16 protein-coding genes and 1 pseudogene are annotated in these 17,491 nt (G+C 57.1%); 7 read left to right on the plus strand and 10 right to left on the minus strand.

Features of this window, described 5'->3' with window-relative positions; all coding sequences use genetic code 11:
* On the plus strand, nucleotides 1-1,148 hold a 1,148-nt coding region (locus VK725_RS11075), incomplete at its 5' end, for a thiamine pyrophosphate-dependent enzyme (protein ID WP_325318112.1).
* Between the two features lie 99 nt (nucleotides 1,149-1,247).
* Here the strand turns inward: VK725_RS11075 and VK725_RS11080 are convergent.
* Both VK725_RS11080 and VK725_RS11085 read right to left on the minus strand, forming a co-directional pair.
* Complete coding sequence (locus VK725_RS11080) at nucleotides 1,248-2,159, minus strand: SDR family oxidoreductase (protein ID WP_325318113.1); 912 nt, start codon at nucleotides 2,157-2,159, stop codon at nucleotides 1,248-1,250.
* Nucleotides 2,160-2,224: 65 nt separating this feature from the next.
* A complete protein-coding gene (locus tag VK725_RS11085) occupies nucleotides 2,225-2,965 on the minus strand; it encodes an SDR family oxidoreductase (RefSeq protein WP_325318114.1) in 741 nt (246 codons plus the stop codon).
* Nucleotides 2,966-3,083: 118 nt separating this feature from the next.
* Here VK725_RS11085 and VK725_RS11090 point away from each other — a divergent pair, with 118 nt between their 5' ends.
* Nucleotides 3,084-3,983: a LysR family transcriptional regulator gene (locus tag VK725_RS11090; protein ID WP_325318115.1), complete on the plus strand. Its 900-nt coding sequence runs from the start codon at nucleotides 3,084-3,086 to the stop codon at nucleotides 3,981-3,983.
* 330 nt (nucleotides 3,984-4,313) lie between these two features.
* Nucleotides 4,314-4,478, plus strand: a pseudogene (locus tag VK725_RS11095) (IS3 family transposase); the annotation flags it as partial.
* A gap of 62 nt (nucleotides 4,479-4,540) precedes the next feature.
* On the opposite strand, the gene VK725_RS11100 reads toward VK725_RS11095, so the two are convergent.
* Entirely contained in the window at nucleotides 4,541-5,842 is a 1,302-nt protein-coding gene (locus VK725_RS11100; protein ID WP_325318116.1) for a hypothetical protein, read from the minus strand.
* Nucleotides 5,843-6,004: 162 nt separating this feature from the next.
* Between VK725_RS11100 and VK725_RS11105 the strand changes: the two genes are divergently transcribed.
* Nucleotides 6,005-6,454 carry a helix-turn-helix domain-containing protein gene (locus VK725_RS11105; RefSeq protein WP_325318117.1) on the plus strand — a complete coding sequence of 150 codons (450 nt, stop codon included), beginning with the start codon at nucleotides 6,005-6,007 and terminating at the stop codon, nucleotides 6,452-6,454.
* Nucleotides 6,455-6,569: 115 nt separating this feature from the next.
* On the opposite strand, the gene VK725_RS11110 is transcribed toward VK725_RS11105, so the two are convergent.
* The 4 genes from VK725_RS11110 to VK725_RS11125 form a co-directional block, all read right to left on the minus strand.
* Nucleotides 6,570-7,385, minus strand: a complete 816-nt coding sequence (locus tag VK725_RS11110) for a sel1 repeat family protein (RefSeq protein ID WP_325318118.1) — start codon at nucleotides 7,383-7,385, stop codon at nucleotides 6,570-6,572.
* A 222-nt stretch (nucleotides 7,386-7,607) separates the two neighbouring features.
* Nucleotides 7,608-8,147, minus strand: coding sequence for a DUF6630 family protein (locus VK725_RS11115; protein WP_325318119.1), 540 nt, complete (start codon nucleotides 8,145-8,147; stop codon nucleotides 7,608-7,610).
* Nucleotides 8,148-8,297: 150 nt separating this feature from the next.
* Nucleotides 8,298-8,723, minus strand: a complete 426-nt coding sequence (locus tag VK725_RS11120) for a nuclear transport factor 2 family protein (protein ID WP_325318120.1) — start codon at nucleotides 8,721-8,723, stop codon at nucleotides 8,298-8,300.
* 127 nt (nucleotides 8,724-8,850) lie between these two features.
* The gene (locus tag VK725_RS11125; RefSeq protein WP_325318121.1) at nucleotides 8,851-9,513 is read right to left on the minus strand and encodes an AraC family transcriptional regulator; all 663 of its coding nucleotides are present in this window, start codon (nucleotides 9,511-9,513) and stop codon (nucleotides 8,851-8,853) included.
* A 318-nt stretch (nucleotides 9,514-9,831) separates the two neighbouring features.
* Between VK725_RS11125 and VK725_RS11130 the strand changes: the two genes are divergently transcribed.
* Nucleotides 9,832-10,812 (plus strand): VOC family protein, encoded by a 981-nt coding sequence (locus VK725_RS11130; protein ID WP_325318122.1) that lies wholly within the window; start codon nucleotides 9,832-9,834, stop codon nucleotides 10,810-10,812.
* Nucleotides 10,813-10,892: 80 nt separating this feature from the next.
* On the opposite strand, the gene VK725_RS11135 is transcribed toward VK725_RS11130, so the two are convergent.
* The 3 genes from VK725_RS11135 to VK725_RS11145 are packed head-to-tail and all read right to left on the minus strand — an operon-like array spanning nucleotide 10,893 to nucleotide 15,104.
* Nucleotides 10,893-13,160, minus strand: coding sequence for a GH92 family glycosyl hydrolase (locus VK725_RS11135; RefSeq protein WP_325318123.1), 2,268 nt, complete (start codon nucleotides 13,158-13,160; stop codon nucleotides 10,893-10,895).
* 41 nt (nucleotides 13,161-13,201) lie between these two features.
* Nucleotides 13,202-14,209 (minus strand): inositol 2-dehydrogenase, encoded by a 1,008-nt coding sequence (iolG, locus tag VK725_RS11140; RefSeq protein ID WP_325318124.1) that lies wholly within the window; start codon nucleotides 14,207-14,209, stop codon nucleotides 13,202-13,204.
* Nucleotides 14,202-15,104: a MurR/RpiR family transcriptional regulator gene (locus VK725_RS11145; RefSeq protein ID WP_325318125.1), complete on the minus strand. Its 903-nt coding sequence runs from the start codon at nucleotides 15,102-15,104 to the stop codon at nucleotides 14,202-14,204. The genes iolG and VK725_RS11145 overlap by 8 nt, the downstream gene beginning before the upstream one ends.
* Nucleotides 15,105-15,265: 161 nt before the next feature.
* Between VK725_RS11145 and VK725_RS11150 the strand changes: the two genes are divergently transcribed.
* Both VK725_RS11150 and VK725_RS11155 read left to right on the plus strand, forming a co-directional pair.
* The gene (locus tag VK725_RS11150) at nucleotides 15,266-16,306 is read left to right on the plus strand and encodes a sugar ABC transporter substrate-binding protein (RefSeq protein ID WP_325318126.1); all 1,041 of its coding nucleotides are present in this window, start codon (nucleotides 15,266-15,268) and stop codon (nucleotides 16,304-16,306) included.
* Nucleotides 16,307-16,337: 31 nt separating this feature from the next.
* Nucleotides 16,338-17,483, plus strand: coding sequence for an ABC transporter permease (locus VK725_RS11155; protein ID WP_325318127.1), 1,146 nt, complete (start codon nucleotides 16,338-16,340; stop codon nucleotides 17,481-17,483).
* Nucleotides 17,484-17,491 lie beyond the last annotated feature (8 nt).

The raw sequence follows: 17,491 nt of genomic DNA on the forward strand, positions 1-17,491 counted from the left end.
AACTCGTGGAAATGGCCAAGATCCTAAATGCCGGTAAAAAGGTCACCATCTATGCAGGATCCGGATGCGAAGACGCATTGAGCGAAATTCTCACTGTCGCCGAACACCTCAAAGCGCCTATTGCACATACGTCACGCGGCAAGAGCTTCCTTGAGCATGACAACCCGTACAACGTTGGCATGACGGGTATTCTTGGCAACGAGGCGGGCTACAAAGCCGTCCTGGAGTGCGACACCCTTCTCCTGCTGGGCGCCGACTTCGCCTGGCGTCAGTTTTACCCTGACAAAGCCAAGATCGTACAGGTCGATCTCGATCCCACTCATCTTGGTCGACGCCATCCTGTGACGTTAGGAGCCGTCGGCGATATCAAGCCCACTCTGCGCGCGTTACTTCCGCTTTTGGAACAAAAGAGCGACGGCACTCACCAGAAGACCTATGTCGATCGCTATCGCGAACACGTGGCGTCTTGGAAAAAGCAGATGGCTCCGGGCCACAACGACTCCATTCCAGGTTCGTACCTCACTTCCGTCATCGGCAAGCGTGCCGCCGACGATGCGCTTTTTACAGGCGATGACGGCACCCCGATTTTTTGGGCGACTCGCTGCATCGACACGAATGGCAAACGACGCGTTTTTGGAAGCCTCCTGCACGGCACGATGGCGACGGCACTGTCGAGTGCTTTCGGGCTAAAAAAGGCCGCGCCCGAACGTCAAGTCATCGCGCTCTGCGGAGACGGCGGCTTGACGATGCTGTTCGGTGAATTGCTCACGACCATACAAGAAGAAATTCCCGTCAAGATCGTCGTCTACGACAACAGCAAACTGGGCTTTGTCGAAATAGAGCAGATGTCCGAAGGCATGCTCGACACGTTTACGCGCATGAAAAATCCCGACTTTGGAAAAGTGGCGCAGGCCATTGGTCTGTGGGGCAAAACCGTCAGCAAGGCTTCCGAACTGGATTCGGCCATCGACGAATGGCTTTCTCAGCCAGGTCCGGCGCTGCTCAACGTCATCGTCAATCCACTCGAGTTGACCAAGCCGCCCTTTATGGAACTAAAACCTGTTGTAGGCATGGCTTTGTATACCACTCGTGCCATCCTGCATGGGCGCGGGGCCGATGTCGTAGAAATGATTCGCGAAAATATCTGACGTCATCGCAAGCGGATGCACGAGTTAACGCTCGTGCCAAAAACACACGAGACGACACGGAGTTCGTGTCGTCTCGTGATGCGTTGGTCCACACTGATCTCAGCTCGCCGGATGGGCGAGTTCTCGCGGGTGAAGCAAATCTTCCAACCCGATGCGGCGAAACATCTCTGCACGAACGCGATCGGCCACACCGTTGACGATCTCGCAACCATCCTGTGATGGATCGATATGCACGCGAAACGGGCGCTTGCCGAAGGGCGTGTCCACGACGTGCACGATGGCATTCGCTACGGCACCGACATCGGCGTCGGCCGGCTCGAGCGAAGCGAGACCTTTGAGACTCTGTTCCGGAAGGCCGGCATAGGGTCCTTGATCGTATTCGGCAGCGCGCGCTTTATCGGAAGGTGAGCCCGAATGAGCAAAATGATTGGTGCCCTTGGTAAACGCGCCTGGCACGATGATCGAGGTTTCGATGCCCCAGCGCGAGAGCTCGCTGGCGTAACTGACGGCGAGCGAATCCATCGCCGCCTTCGCGGCAAAATACGGCGAAAGATAAGGTGGCGTGCCGCCGCGTGCACTGCTGCTGGACACCCAGATCACCAAACCGCGCCCCTGTTTGCGCAACTGCGGAAGCGCGGCGCGATTAACGCGCTGTGTACTCAACACGTTGATGTCGTACAGCTGCGCGAATTGCTCCGGCGTAAACGCCTCGGCAGGACCAAACGACATGTGGCCGGCATTGTGGATGATCACATCGAGCCTTCCTTGCGCCGCAATGATCTCGCGGATGCCCGCTTCGCAGGATGCCTCCGAGGCAACATCCAATTCGACCGCATGCAGATCGACAGTATGCTCCGCCGCGTACTGTTGCACGGCGGCAACTTGCGGCGCATTGCGGCCGGTGGTTTCACGCATGCTGGCGTAGACAGTATGCCCGGCATGAGCAAGCGCGCGTGCGGCGAGCGCACCAAAGCCACTGGATGCACCGGTGATGACGATGACTTGTTTCATGATTCGTTCTCCTCGCAGGGGAAGTTGGACAATGAGCGATTGTTTGCACCGATATCCGCGCGCGATCAGATGATTCCGCCATTGGCGCGCAACACCTGACCATTGACCCAACCGCCATCCGGACCTGCCAGGAAGGCAACGGTATTGGCGATATCGCTGGGCTGCCCCAACCGCTCAAGAGGAGCGAGCTTGGCGAGGCGCTCGACGACTTCCTGCGGCTTGCCGTTGAGAAACAGATCCGTCGCAGTCGGGCCCGGCGCAACGGCGTTGACGGTGATGTCGCGGCCACGCAACTCCTTGGCGAACACACTCGTCATCGCTTCGACGCCAGCTTTGGTCGCGGCGTATACCGCATAGGTCGGTTGCAGCAATGCGACGACGCTTGACGAGAAATTGATGATGCGACCACCTGTACGCAGACGCGTCGCCGCTTCGCGCAATGTGTTGAACGTACCCTTCAGATTCACGGCGATCTGGCGATCGAACGAGGCATCGTCGGCATTGGCGACAGTGGCCAGGCTCATGATGCCGGCGTTGTTGACCAGCACATCCACACCGCCAAAGGCGGTCTGCGCGGCATCGAAAAGCCGGCGCACATCCGCAGCATTACTGACATCCGCTTTTGCTGCCAACGCACGTCCACCCGCCTGTTCGATCGTGCGCACCAGGGCTTCGGCCGGCGCGGCGCTTTCTGCGTAATTGACGATGACGGTGAAACCGTCGCTTGCCAGACGTTGCGCGATGGCGGCGCCGATTCCACGCGAAGCGCCGGTGACCAGGGCGACTTTCTGAATTTGCTTGTTCATGAGTTTTCTCCGGGGCCGGCACCGTGCCGGGTTGGAAGAACTCTAGGCTTTCTACCTGGATAAATAATCAGTGCTAATCTGGCAACATAATTCCTTGTAAACGAACAATGAGCCCGCCATGGACCGTTTGGACGTGATGCGTTTATTCACCCGGATCGTCGAACGGCAGAGCTTCACGTTGGCCGCACAGGATCTTGAATGGCCTCGCTCCACCGCTACCCAAGTCATCCAGGACCTGGAAAAGCGGTTGGGCGTGCGATTGCTGCAGCGGACCACCCGCCATGTAAAAGCCACGCTGGACGGCGAAGCGTATTACCGTCGATGCGTCGCGATCCTGGGCGAGGTCGAAGATGCCGAGGCGGCCTTCAGCGACGCCAAGCCACGGGGTCTATTGCGGGTCGACGTGCATGGCACGTTGACGCGTCACTTCGTGCTGCCCGCACTCCCGGCTTTTCTTGCAAAGTATCCCGACCTTCAACTTCATATCGGCGAAGGCGATCGACTTGTCGATCTGGTCCGTGAAGGCATCGATTGCGTCTTGCGCGTCGGCGACTTGCAAGACAGCGCAATGGTAGGACGGCGCGTTGCGCTGCTCGACGAAGTGACCTGCGCCAGCTCTGCCTATCTCGCGCATCGCGGCACTCCAGTCAGCATCGACGATCTCACAGGGCACGTCAGCATCGGTTTCGTATCGTCGGCCAGTGGTATGGCATTGCCGCTTGAGTTCACCGTCAACGGCGATGTGCGAAAGGTCGCGCTGCCCTCAACGGTAACCGTTACCAGCGCCGAAACGTACGTCGCAGCGGCCAAGCTAGGGCTCGGATTGATCCAGATACCCCGGTACCACGCTCAAGCAGACCTGGCTGCGGGAACACTGGTATCTGTGCTTCCCGATTTTCCACCCTCCCCGACCCCGGTATCGCTGCTTTATCCGCACAGCCGACAACTCTCGCCACGCGTCCGCGTCTTCATCGATTGGGTGACACAGGAATTGGCCGCTTCACAGAAGAATCTCTAGCGTTGGTCTCCTGAACATGTGGCATGTGCGCTTTGGGTTGCGATTTCAGCCGGTCGAGGCGCAATAACTGAGTCCGATGGCGCTCCATATAAGCGGCGACGGCGTCCTTGGATACTAAGAAAACGCCATCGCCGCCTCATTTCTTGAAACTGTCCTCGGCTCGATCGACAGCTGATCGCGGTGGTACATGCGTGGGTGAAACTCAATTGAGCGACGTCGATCACTCCTGGTGCTCCGGCTTGAACAGCGCCGGAGGATGATTAGGAGGTGGCTCATTTTTGGACGCAAATCGTTAGAGAACCCGGCTCAGCTCCCCACGCAAATCAACACCATCCCCCATCATGGAAAACTGCGAAAGCGGTGGAACTGGTCACGTTGACCAGGGTGGACTGGTTCAATCATCGAAGGCTGCTGGGGCCGATCGGGCATGTCGCACCTGCCGAAGCCGAAGCGGCTTACTATGAACATCACACTATGCTGCCTAGCGCGGCGTGACTTACACCAAGCAGCCTCCGAGATTCCCTAGGTGGTTCAATGTCGCTTCGAAAACGCTCGTTTTAACGCACGAGTTGGACGCCGGGTCCGGATTTCTTCAAAAGTCGTTTGACAGCGTCCGCTGCGGGGAAATTGGATTCCAGGCACGTAGGTGCGGCCTCTGCAATCGATTCACCGATGCTTTGCTTCACAGGGGTTGCTAGAAAAGCGTGCATCTCGCCTTGGTGCGGGCCGCCGCATACGATTGCCATGCCTCCGATTTGTCCGCGGCTGTTGATCTTGGCGGCGAAGGTCGCAAACAGGTTGGAGCTGGCAGGGAACAGCGTGTTGAGGTCGGTCATCACGCCGCTCTGCCAGATGAAGGCATGAGACCAGTAGAAGTTGGAGTTCCACTCACCCCCCACTACTTGGCCCTTGTTGTTGTTGCCGAAAGCTATGCCCGCAGCATCTCCCGGCAGCAGTCCGAGCACTGTGGTGAGTTTGGTGGTGCCTGTGCCATCGACAATCTGCCAAATCGCGCCAGTTTGAGTAGTTCCGTCAGCACTACCGACTGTTCCAACAATTTGGCCCTGGTTGTTGATGTTCTCAGCGAAGCCGCCGGTTCCGAGGTCAGGAAGCGCAGATGCCGTGCGGTTTTCCCACAATATGCCGTGAATGGGTCCGCTGCAGTTTCCCGAGTAGCCTACGGCCTGACCATGATCGTTGATCCAAAATGCGAACCCGTCTGGATCACCATCCACCGTAGGAAGAGCGTTGGCTTTGCCGTTTTCCCACAACACCGGCAGCTGAACCTGATTATTAGTGGCACCAGGCTGGCATGAGGAATCCACGGCACCGTTTTCTGCCATTCCTACGATCTGTGCAAGGTTATTGATCGCGCTCGCCTCCCCGTTATTTCCGCCTAGTGTTGGGAGGGCGCTCATATGGAAGGGCTGCCAAAGAAACGGAAGACACGTAAGGTGGGTGCCGAATCCACAGATGTCTTCGCCGTTCGGGTCTGGGGCAGCCGTTTCGGAATCGCCCACTACCTGCGCGAGGTCATTGATCTCGCCAAAGTTCATCCAACTGTTCGGTCCTCCGAGCGTGCCGAGATCGACATAGTGTCCGTCGACGTTTATCAGTGCGCGCCCGTTTAAAGGTACCCCGGATAACGAATCTCCCTGCCCCGGCAGAAAGTTCCCAGCCATGATCTCCGACCAACCCTCATCGTTGACCGACATGATCATCGAATAATTGTCATTCTTCGGAACGCCCAGATCGATGACTACGTAGCTCACCTGAGCGAAGGCATTGCTAAAGCAAGTCAGAGCAAAAATCGTAGCGCACGGTCTCCAGAGCTTACGCAGCTGTTTGAACATGTTCATATTTTTGCCTCCCACGAAGTTTCAGTCGTAATCCCAAGGTTCCTGACAACGCAGCCTTCCACGCGAGCGCCAGTTGGACGTAGCTCGCACCGTAACGACCGGTAACTTAATGCAACCAGTTATATTATGCAACCAGTTTTAATATCGTAAAATGGTGCTGGAATGTCCATTCGAGTTGGAAGCAGCGTGCGCACGAGTCATAGATCCGAATGCGTCATCAACCAAACGCTCGAAGTGCTTGGCGATCAGTGGACTTTGCTCGTCATCCGCGACATCGTTTTCGTTAATCGAAGGCATTTCCGCGAACTCCTGACCAAATCTTTGGAGGGTGTCGCGTCTAATATCCTGGCCGACCGACTTCGAAAGCTTGTCGAGCAAGGGATCGTTACCAAGTCCGATGATCCGACCCATAAACAAAAAGCGATTTATAGCCTTACGGAAAAAGGCATCGCACTGGTTCCTCTTCTGTTGGAAATGGCTGCATGGGGAGAGGAGTATTTGCCCACTTCGAAGTTGTGCGGTCTGGCTCGCACCTTGAAAGAAGGTGGGCCTGAATTGCGCGCAGAATTTATGAATGAACTTCGGAAAACACATCTTCCGGCATCAGGATGAGCTGCTGAGCTATCGCAATTTTATAGTTGGTCACATGTCCACCCAGTCAAAAGCAGACCGTTTCAGCGACGGCAAGAAAAGTCACACATTCCCTTAAGAGTAAGGTTCCGGCGTCTTAAGGACCGTTCTGCTGATCCTGTGTAGCAGGCTGTGTCTTGGGCATGCTTGCCTGTTGTAACGGACCAACCGTGACGATGCCCGTCCAAGTTGCATCGCGATCGTGAAAATACACGCTGGGCTTCAACGAATCATTCATCGAGTTGCTCTCGCAGCCTGAGCTAGGAGTGCCGCCTATAGAGCTTGTGGCGCACAAGGTCGGATTGTTCCAGTCGTCAAGGTTGCCAGTTCTCGTTGAAAGAAGAAGATTTACACGACCATCATTAAAGCCATCCTTGTACATGGTCGATTGAAGCATGTCGTGCATGAGTTCCCACCTCATGCGCGGTTTGGCGACAGCATCCCCGTATGTCAAAGACAGCTTTTCCGCCAACGCGGTGGCCTGCTTACGCTGATCGTCGTTCAACTGTGCCCAAACCTGATCACGGGTATTTACGAACTTGGGGTATTTACGTTCGGCGGCAATCGCGAACCAGGCATAAGCCGTAACGGGATCTTTCTGAACGCCATTCCCGTTGAGATACATCAATCCGATGCAAAGCTGCGAGAGCTTGTCCGCATAGCGGGCGCCATCCAAAAAATATTTCATGGCGCCCGCATAATCGCCTTTGGCGAAATGCAAAACTCCTTGATACTCCCCCTCCTGGTCCGGATGCCCCCAGGTAGAGGCATCGTCCATTGCTCTCAAAATATCTTTTGAGTGCTCATCCTGAAATGGTGTTGGGTTTGAGTCGCCCGAGCTCGCATAAGACGTCGTCACTAATAGGACGCACATCAGACAACTGCCGGCGGCCACACGAAAGATCTCTCGCATGACAGCCTCCTAAGCTTTACGGGAGAGATTTATTACAGGCTAGCGCTGCACCTGCGGATGTCAGTTTACTCCGGGACAAAGAGTAAGTCCGATGCGGACCTTGGACTTTGAATCGCACCGATTTACAAGCGAATGGCGACATTCACAATCAGGAAATTGGAATGTTAAGCACCTGCGATGAATGTCCGTTTTGGCCGAAAGCGGACACGTTGCCGCTCGAACTCAAGTAACTTCGCTGCCCAGCCGTATATTGATACCCAGCGAAGTCGCCAGCTCACGTAAAAACTCATTGTCGCGCTTCAGCGTGATCCAACCTGCACTGCTGTCATCCTCTGTTTCCCAGGCCCACAGGGTATAGCCGTGCTCAAGCAGGCGGTCATACGCGATGGCGAATAGCGAAGCCGCATCGATGTCCGCGTGGAAATCGTCATCATCCGGATCGCCACCCCAATCGATAGATATATTCCAACGCGAAGAAAGCTCGTCGATGGCTTGCACTAACGCGCGCGCGTCCTGTCCGTCCACATAAAAACCGGATTGCCAGTCGATTACTCTGCGGATGATTTCAATCGGCTCTACGTCATTCTCGTCCGCATGGCCGACCGCGTCGCGGTAATCCGCAAATTGCTGCAGGGCCCTATCTTCGTCGCCCGGATTGATCAGCAATAGCAGTTGCCAGACACACGCCTCTACGGAGTCACCCGTACTCTCTTGCTCGTCGAAGTCGTGCTCGCTGTCGAAATCACTATCGGATGAGGTCACGGGAATGCTCTTTCGGTCGCTGCAACCTATCTATCATAGCCAATTCGCGGGGAACGTCTGCTTTGGCTCGAACGCAGACGCTAACGGATCTCGCCGCGATATTGTCGAGACGCGCCGGTGACCAGAAGCCGCCAAAACCTTCATAAGCCGTTAGCTTTTCGGTGGAAACCAGACGTTCAGAATCGCACCATTACGCACTTCGTATACCGCCATAGCTTCGGGCTGCCCCTTACCTGCCGGAAGACCGATCGCCCGCTCCAGGTCGACCACGGTAGGACCGGTGACGGAGCGCTGGACGATCTCCACATGGAATTCTTTGGGCATCTTCGCAAGAAATGCATAAGCGCTCTTGAGTGCGGGAATGCCTTTTATTACTGCGCGTTTACCACTTAAATCGGTAACGGTGACGTTGTCCGCATAGCATGCGGCGAATGCGTCGATGTCATGTGCATTGTATGCGTCGAGCTGAGCTTGAACGACCTGGGCAGGATCGGTCGACCTACCGCAGGCCATCGCCGACAACGAAGGCAAAAGCGACAAGATGCTTACCGAAACAATACGCGTCACTTTAATCATGATTTCCTCCATGGCGATGGACCGTACGAGCTGTTGCCTGCAATAACGGCGTAGGTAACTAAATCTCCGACCGCCTTTTTTGATGGATGCTAACGCGCCTGCCGTATTGAATCAGTCCGACTTCTGTTTACACGATGCGACGCATACAACGGGCCATATGACTGGTGTGTGCAAAGCCCGCTTGCAAGGCGATTTCCGTCGCGCTGCATTTCCCTTCGAGCATCAGCGAGCGCGCACGCGCTACGCGTCGCTCCAATACATAACGATGGGCCGGCATGCCGGTGGCTTGTTTGAATAGCGGTTTGAAGTGCGACAGGCTGAAACCTGCCACGCCGGCGAGGTCGGCAAGCCTAAGGTCTTGGTCGAGATTAGCTTCGATGTATTCAAATACCTTGCGCAATTGCCACGCCGGTAGCGCACGCGCTGTTCTGGATTTCGATACCGGTTTGCGCGATTGCAGCGTAAGCAGACGCACGGCGAGTGCCGCAGCGAGGCTGTCTGCAAACAAATGACCACCCGGATAAGCCTCACGATCTTCGCTCTGCATCATCCAGCCGATGCGCTCGATGTGCGGGTCGCGTATATGGATGGAAGGCGCAAGCTCACCGCCTTGCGAACCCAGCCCCAAGGTTTCGGCCGTTTCTTGCAAGAGTGAAGGAGCCAGTCGCAGCAGCAGCGATTGCGCGGGACGTGACACAGTCCAGCGTGTGCTTGCACCGGCGGGTACCACGCAAAACTGGCCGTGAAGTCGCACGCCCTGACGTTCGTAGTTGCCTGCGCGATAGGACACTGGAACTGGAGCACCCAGGTGCAGACAGAGAACGTGGCGGTGATCTACCGGTGAATGAAATAGCCCCGCAGGCACGGGGGACGTCAGTGTATCGAGCAGCGCCAGACACCTGGGCTCCTCGCTAGAGATCAGCGCGGCGGGAGGGCTTGGATAGCACGACGGTCTGTCCATCGATCCCATCCTTCTACGCAGGCTGCAGCGGCGCATGTGCCGAAAATCATCCTCCTGTGTCCGGCACCAGCCGATTGTGTGCGCGCGCCTTCGGCGAGCACGTCAGCATGTCTTCGTTAGCGTTGATTCCTACGGAGTAAATGCGTCTTGCGATCAGTCGTTCTGTTGTCTGCATTGATGATGGCACCCGGGATGGGCCAACATGCCGCTGCCGCGGCAGCACCATCCGTTGGAACGAGTTCGCTCGACCACATCCTGCTGTGGGGGCGAAATATGGATCAGATCACCGCGACGATGGCGGTGAAGCTCGGGTTTCAGGTACGGCCTGGGCGTGACCCCGGTGGCGTGGCCGACCGCTACATACGGATGTCCGATCGCAGCTATCTGGAACTGGAAAGCATCACCCGCCCCAATCCGGACATGGACCCCGGCATGCAGGCGGATCAGGCCGTGTTGCACGGCGCCCCCGGTTCGCGAACGTTTGGGCTACGCTCGCCCGCGCTGGATCAAGTTCGCTTGCTTATGCAGCAACGGGGCTTACGTCCCACCGTCGTCTTCTCGGCATCGTTGACGGACCCTGACGGCGGGGGCCCTTCCAGCCCTCCACGCTGGCGTCTTTTCAGCTTCGAACATCCACCGCTCTCCAGCCAAATGTTCTTCATCGATTACGCAGCCGGCAACGCAGCGCCGACTCAAGTTGCCGACGAGCAGATGGCGTACGAACATCCCAATAGCGCACAAGAATTATCTGCGCTGTGGTTACTTTCGTCGGATGCCGATGCTGACCGCAAACAGTTCGAACGAATGGGTTACTCGGGCGCGACACGCGTGCGGATTCCGCAAATATCAGCCAGAGGGTTTGCGGTGCCGATAGGCCGGAAGTGTATTTACGTGCTGCAACCCGATGGTCCGGGCATTGCTGCCGACTCACTTCGCAAAGGTGGTGCGCAGATACTGGGCGTCAGCATTGGCGTAGCGGATCTTGCCAGGGCCAAACGATCGGTTGAGCGCGGATATGAAAAAGCGCTCACCGATTACAACGGCTTGCTGGGTGAGTCCTTTCTTGCACCGACTCAAGATGATCTTGGACTTTTGATTGAGTTTCATGCGCTCGCCTCGCCCAAGTGAGGCAGCAACGTCCGCGTTGCGGTGCGGACGCTACCGAGGGGTGAGACTTGAGATATTACGTATAAGTAGCCGTCCGCCATTCACTGCAGCGGTTGCGGATGCCAGTTTGAAGCCCAATGGGAAGGTGTCGGCCCCATGACGAAGTCCAGTTCGCCGCCGGCTTCGATGTCGGCATAGGTGATGATCGGTATGTCCAGCGCTTTGCCATTGAGCGTTACCGATTGCACATAGACGTTTTTAGCGGAGTTGTTCGGCGCGGAGATCGAGAAAACCTTGCCATTGGGAAGGTGCAAGGTGACACGCTTGAAAAGCGGGCTGCCAATAACGTATTCCGCCGAAGCCGGGTTGAGCGGATAGAAACCCATGGCAGTAAAGATGTACCACGCCGACATCTGCCCACAGTCTTCGTTACCCAACACGCCATCGATGGTGTTGGAGTAAGCATCGTTGGCGATCTCGCGCACGCGGGCCTGAGTTTTCCAGGGCTCACCGGTGAAATCGTAGAGATAACCATAGTGATGGCTGGGCTCGTTATCGTGCCGGTTGTGGTTGCCGTTGAAGTGTTCGTCCAGTTCGGCAGACGCGGCTTGCGGGCCGCCCATCAGCTGCACCACACCGGGAACATCGTGCAAGGCGGCGTAGAGATAAACCCACTGGTCGCCTTCGGTCCATCCGTCATCAGGAGAGGCCCAACCGCCGTCCGAATTTCTGGCTTGCATGAAATGCCGCACGGGGTTGAACAGATTCTTGTAGCTCAGCGAGCGTTTCATGAAGAAGCGATAGTCATCATCTTTGCCGACTGCCTTGGCGACCTGCGCCACGGCGTAGTCGTCGTACGACTCTTCCTCGGTGCTCGATGCCGATTCGGAAACCTTGTCGGCGGGTATGTAACCCAGCTTCTTGAAATAGGTCAGGCCCGCGCGTGCTTCGTAAGGCGTGTAGGGCTCCCGGTCGAGCCATAGGCGAGTGGTGTCGCCATCCGGTGGCGTCATCGCATCTTTATAAACGGCCTGATAGGCCAGCTGATAGTCGAAGCCCTTGAAACCTTTGTTAATCGCTTCGGCAACCAGCGAATCGGCGTGCGTGCCGATCATGATGTTCGTGTAGGAAGGGTTGGGCCACTTGGGCATCCAGCCGCCTTCCTGAAAATCCTGCAGCAGCGCTTGCACCATGCCACCGATGCGTTCCGGCGCGAAGATGGTCAGCAGACTGTTTTCAGCGCGGAAAATATCCCAGATCGAATACGCGGTATACGACTCACCATTATGAATCTTGTCGTCGTAGGCGCTGTAGTAGCGACCGTGCTCGGAGAATAGCTTGGGATAAAGCAGGGCGTGGTAAAGACCGCTGTAGAAGATGTGCCGTTGATCCTCGGTGGCGCCGTCGATGGTGGCGATGCCGAGTTTCTGATTCCATGTGTTTTTCAGCGTGTCGCGCAGGCCATCGAAATTCCAGTTCGGCATTTCCGCGTCGAGATTGGCGCGAGCCTGATCGATGCTGATGAAAGAGGTGCCTACTTGCACATCGACCTGGTTGTCCTGATGAGTATCAAAACCCACATACGCGCCGACGTTGGTGCTGGTGAGTTCGTTCTGCCCCGGTCGCGAGAACGTGCCCGAATAAACGTTGTGCGACATAAACGGCTGCTTGAAACGCACTACAAAGTAGCCTTTGAAGTTGGGTAGTTTCATGGGGCCAAGATTTGCATCCATGCGATCGGGGTTATAACCCACGATTTCACGGCGCGCGGGATCGAGCTTGACGTAGCCGGTAATGCCCGGCCGAGTGATCTCGATCAGCACGTTCGCTTTGGCGTTTTTTGGATAGGTAAAGCGCAGATAGCCGGCATGATCCGTGGCGGTCATCTCGGCCTTGATGCGCTGGGCAGCACCGGAACCCATTGTTACGGCGTAGTAATACGGAGTGCTGATCTCATCTTTGTGCGTGAAGGAAAGTCGCCGATTTTCCGGCGCGAAGTTCATGGAGCCCGTTTCCGGCATCAACGTGATGTAGCCGTAATCGCCCATCCAGATCGCCGGCTGATGTGTGCCGATGAAACCTTCGATGTATTGATCGTGGTACTCGTAGGAACTCACACTAATACGGTTTTGCCTGGTCTGCGCAGTCCAATTGGTCATGCCGAAAGGCGTACTCACAAAAGGCATGGTGCCCCCGTATTCGGGCCCCATGCTGCTGCCTGTTCCGACGAAGGTATTGACCCAGTCGACGGGCGTCGTCGTATTCGCACCGAAGGCCGATGCCGTGCTTGCGACGAAGATGCACAAACACCCACTACGCAGACAAAAACGCTTCATGGCACGACCCAAATACGTTTTGCTCTTGGACATGTGTACCCCTCATCTTCGCGCGACTTGATGACGATGCACGATCAGATCGCGCACTCCAACGCCTTCCCTTCACGCCAGGAGCGCGTGGCGAGTTCGGCGAGCTCCAGGGCCTTGATGCCATCTTCGATCGTGGTGCGTACCGGCGTGCCCTTCACCAGTGCATCGAAGAAGTGCTCGATCTCCAGCGCATAGGCCGCACGATAACGTTCCAGGAAGAAAGCCTCCGGTTTGTCGCAGCTGATTGCCTGCTCGCTCCACGCCACCACTTCGGTCGGACGCACGTTGCCTGCTTGCAGCAAGCCCTTGCTGCCGAGCACTTCGAAGCGCTGGTCATAACCGTACGCGGCACGGCGTGATGTGTTGATCTGGCATAGCGCTCCGTCGCGCGTGCGCAGCGTGACCGCTGCGTGCGAGATATCGCCCGTGGCAGCCATCTCCGGCAAACCCGGACTGCCGCCCGTGGCATGCACGCTGACTGCCTCGCCGCCAAGAATCCAACGGAAGATGTCGAAGTCATGAATCAACATGTCTTTGAACACGCCGCCCGAGGAGGCGATATAGGAAGCCGGAGGCGGTGCTGGATCTCGACTTGTCACAATCAGCACTTCGGCCTTGCCGATTTCACCGGCATCCAAACGCTGTTTAAGTGCCGCGAAAGTGGGATCGAAACGGCGCTGGAATCCGATCATGCAGGTGACACCCGCTTTGTTCACGGCCGCTGCGCATGCGCGTGCGCGCTCGACATCCAGATCGACTGGCTTTTCGCAGAAAATGGCCTTGCCTGCGGCAGCAGCGCGCAAAATCAGATCGGCGTGGGTATTCGTGCTTGAGCCAATCACTACCGCACCGATAGCGGGATCGGCCAGCACCTTCTCCACGCTAGCGACCTGGGCGCCGTGTTTGATGGCAAGTGCTTCCGCCGCCGGCTGATGCACATCGACGACGTAGCGAAGCCGGGCACCCGGGTGCCGCGCGAGATTGCCTGCGTGGATGGTGCCGATGCGACCTGCACCGAACATCGCCACCTCGATGCGTTCCTTCTCAGTCATCGTATTCTCCAGGAGGAATGGTCTCTTCGACCTTAAGTTCAAGTTTGTAAGCCAGCGCCACGAACAACGCCTGACACAGGCAGATCGTGCTGGTAAGCGCACGGAACGCGAACGCGCTGCCTTCGCTCACCATCAGTGTGATATTGGCATCGCGACCCAGCGCACCCAGTGCACTGTCCGTGATAGCAAGCACTTTGGCTTTGTGCTGATGCGCGACGCGACTGCAATAGATCGTCTCTTTGCCATAAGGCGGATAACTGATGGCGATCAAGACATCGTTTTTCCCGATGCTACGGATCTGCTCGCGGTACATGCCACCCAATCCGCTGACCAGATGCACACGTTTGTGCGTGTGCTGTAACGCGTACACGATGTAACTGGCAATGCCGAAGGTACGCCGGACCGCGACGACATAGATGTTTTCGGCCTTGACCAACAGATCGACGGCAGCGTCGAATTGCTTCGTATCGAAGCGGTTAGCCAGCTCCTCCAACCCCGCGCGGCTGGCATCGATAAAGCGTAGAGCCATCTGCGATGTACCTACTATCGCGCCTTCGCCTTCAGCGATCACATTACGGATGCGCTGCTGATAACTGCGCACCGGCTTGACAGTTTCGGTGTAGTCACTACGGAACACCGCCTGCATCTCGGTGAATCCCGAATAGCCGAAGCGCTGGGCGAACCGCACCACCGCCGACGGGTGCACGTCGCAGCCCTCGGCGATTTCGTTGATGCGTTGGACCATGATGTTCGCGCGCTCCCGCTCCAGGTAGCTGGCGATGTTCTGCAACTGCCTCGGCAGGGTCTCGAAGTCCTGTGCTACGCGCTGCAACAGCTCGTCGACTGCACCTTGTTTGCCCATGGAAGGTCGCTCGCTGGACTGATTCGGGGACATGTTATCTCCGCGTAGAAAAATATTTCCATATTTTTTTATGGTGCAATGCAAGTTGAAATTTAGGTGTCAGCGTTCCTATGCTCGGCGGGCGCGGTCCCCATTCGCATCGCGCGTTGCCCTATTGGACCGGCCGCGCGCTGGTATCACGTTCCGGAGGCGATATGCGCAGTCCGTGGAGTTCAGTTCTATTAGCAGGGATGCTGGCAGCCACGGCGGCCGCCCCTGCGGTGGCTGCCGGCGGCCCGCAATCGAACGCGCATTACGTATTGATAAGCCACGCCGCCGATTCGGATGTCTGGTGGAACACCGTCAAGAACGCCATCAAGCAGGCTGGCGACGATTACGGCGTACAGGTCGACTACCGCAACCCGCCCGATGGGGACCTGGCCGACATGGCGCGGCTGCTCGAGCAGGCCGCTGCACGCAATTATGACGGCGTCGCCTTCGATATCGCCGACGTCGATGTGCTTTACAAGCCTGCGATGCGTATCGCGGCTAAAAACATTCCCATGGTTACCATCAACTCCGGCACGGCGCAGCAGAGCCAGAAACTCGGGGCCATCATGCATATCGGCCAGCCGGAGTATGAAGCCGGCAAGGCGGCAGGCGAACGCGCCAAGGCCGCGGGCATCACCTCGTTTGTCTGCGTCAACCACTATTCCACCAACGCCGCCTCGTTTGAACGCTGCAAAGGGTTCGCCGATGCCATCGGCGTGGACGCCAGAAAGTCGATGATCGACTCGGGCGTGGATCCGACTGTCGTGGAAAGCAAAGTGAGCGCCTATCTGCGCAATAACCCGAAGACACAGGCGGTGCTGGCGCTTGGCCCGAATTCGGCCGAACCTGCGCTGCAGGCGCTGCAGAAAATGGGACTGGCCGGCAAGATCTATTTCGGCACGTTCGATCTTTCACCCGTGATCATCGAGGCCATCCGAAAAGGTCAGATGAATTTTGCCATCGACCAGCAACCCTATCTGCAAGGCTATATGGCAATTGCAGCGCTCGTGATTGCTCACGACGACAACACACGCGATCCGGCCGTCATCACGGCCAAGTTGAAAGCCAACCCAAAATTTCAGGCACGTCTAACGGAATACGGACTGCAACCGGTTTATACCAAGGACGGGATCAGTTCCGGCCCTGCATTCATTACCAAGGACAACGTCGGCACGGTCGCCAAATACGCCGGCCAGTACCGTTGACCCGCAGGTGCATTTGCTTTCGGAGAGTTCGATGAGCGCGACGACTTCCCGCCTGCCCCTCACGTCACAAAAGGATCCGGCGCCCGTGAAGAACGACGAACGCGTACGGCACATTTCGCCATGGCGTAGCCTGCTTCATCGTCCTGAGTTCGGCTCCATCGCCGGCACCGTATTGGTGTTCGTGCTATTCGGCATCCTTGCCGGCGATTCGGGCATGTTCAATCTCGACGGTGTGATGAACTGGGCTGAAGTTGCCGCCTACCTGGGCATCATCGCGGTCGGTGCGTGCCTGCTGATGATCGCCGGTGAATTCGATCTTTCCATCGGGTCGATGATCGGCTTCGCCGGGATGATGATGGCGGTGCCGTCGATGTTCATGGGCTGGCCGATGTGGGCATCCGTGCTATTCGCGTTTGCAGGCTGCATGGCACTGGGCTGGTTGAATGGTTTTCTGGTGGTACGCACGAAGCTACCCAGCTTCATCGTGACGCTGGCTTTCATGTTTATCTTGCGCGGCTTGACCTTGGTCCTTTCCACGCACTTTTCCAACAGCACCATCGTTAGCAATGTCGGCGACAAGATCAGCGGCGATCCGGTGGTGAGTGCCCTGTTCCAAGGCAGCGCGCTGCATGGGCTGTTCGGGTGGCTGGCGAAAACCGGCGTCATCGGCAGATTGCCCAATGGCGACCCCATCGTGAACGGTATTCCGAAAGTGCTGATCTGGTGGCTGGTGATGGCGATCGGTGCCGGTTTCGTGCTTTCTCGCTCCCGCTTCGGTAATTGGATCTTCACGGTGGGTGGCGATGCTGCCGCTGCGCAGAATGTCGGTGTGCCGGTGCGTCGGGTGAAGATCAGCCTGTTCGTCTTCACCGCATTCTGTGCATGTTTGTTCGGTGTGCTGCAGGTGGCAGACGTCGGTTCTGCTTCCGCCGATCGCGGTCTGCAGAAAGAGTTCGAGGCCATCATCGCCGCGGTGATCGGCGGCACACTTCTCACCGGCGGCTATGGCTCCGTGCTGGGTTCGTGCTTCGGCGCGCTGATCTTCGGTGTGGTGCAGATCGGCATCTCATATACCAGTTTCGATTCGGATTGGTACCGCGTATTTCTGGGGGCGATGCTGCTGCTCGCCGTGCTGTTCAACCACTACATCCGCTCGCGCGCGACGACCGGCAAGTGAGGAAATCG

This window comes from Dyella sp. (assembly GCF_035486915.1).
GTDB lineage: Bacteria > Pseudomonadota > Gammaproteobacteria > Xanthomonadales > Rhodanobacteraceae > Dyella_B.

What these genes read in the sequence shown, in the direction of transcription:
- VK725_RS11080 (WP_325318113.1), bottom strand. Translation starts at nt 2,159, where the DNA reads ATGAAACAAGTCATCGTCATCACCGGTGCATCCAGTGGCTTTGGTGCG.
- VK725_RS11085 (WP_325318114.1), bottom strand. Translation starts at nt 2,965, where the DNA reads ATGAACAAGCAAATTCAGAAAGTCGCCCTGGTCACCGGCGCTTCGCGT.
- VK725_RS11090 (WP_325318115.1), top strand. Translation starts at nt 3,084, where the DNA reads ATGGACCGTTTGGACGTGATGCGTTTATTCACCCGGATCGTCGAACGG.
- VK725_RS11100 (WP_325318116.1), bottom strand. Translation starts at nt 5,842, where the DNA reads ATGAACATGTTCAAACAGCTGCGTAAGCTCTGGAGACCGTGCGCTACG.
- VK725_RS11105 (WP_325318117.1), top strand. Translation starts at nt 6,005, where the DNA reads ATGTCCATTCGAGTTGGAAGCAGCGTGCGCACGAGTCATAGATCCGAA.
- VK725_RS11110 (WP_325318118.1), bottom strand. Translation starts at nt 7,385, where the DNA reads ATGCGAGAGATCTTTCGTGTGGCCGCCGGCAGTTGTCTGATGTGCGTC.
- VK725_RS11120 (WP_325318120.1), bottom strand. Translation starts at nt 8,723, where the DNA reads ATGATTAAAGTGACGCGTATTGTTTCGGTAAGCATCTTGTCGCTTTTG.
- VK725_RS11135 (WP_325318123.1), bottom strand. Translation starts at nt 13,160, where the DNA reads ATGTCCAAGAGCAAAACGTATTTGGGTCGTGCCATGAAGCGTTTTTGT.
- iolG (WP_325318124.1), bottom strand. Translation starts at nt 14,209, where the DNA reads ATGACTGAGAAGGAACGCATCGAGGTGGCGATGTTCGGTGCAGGTCGC.
- VK725_RS11145 (WP_325318125.1), bottom strand. Translation starts at nt 15,104, where the DNA reads ATGTCCCCGAATCAGTCCAGCGAGCGACCTTCCATGGGCAAACAAGGT.
- VK725_RS11150 (WP_325318126.1), top strand. Translation starts at nt 15,266, where the DNA reads ATGCGCAGTCCGTGGAGTTCAGTTCTATTAGCAGGGATGCTGGCAGCC.
- VK725_RS11155 (WP_325318127.1), top strand. Translation starts at nt 16,338, where the DNA reads ATGAGCGCGACGACTTCCCGCCTGCCCCTCACGTCACAAAAGGATCCG.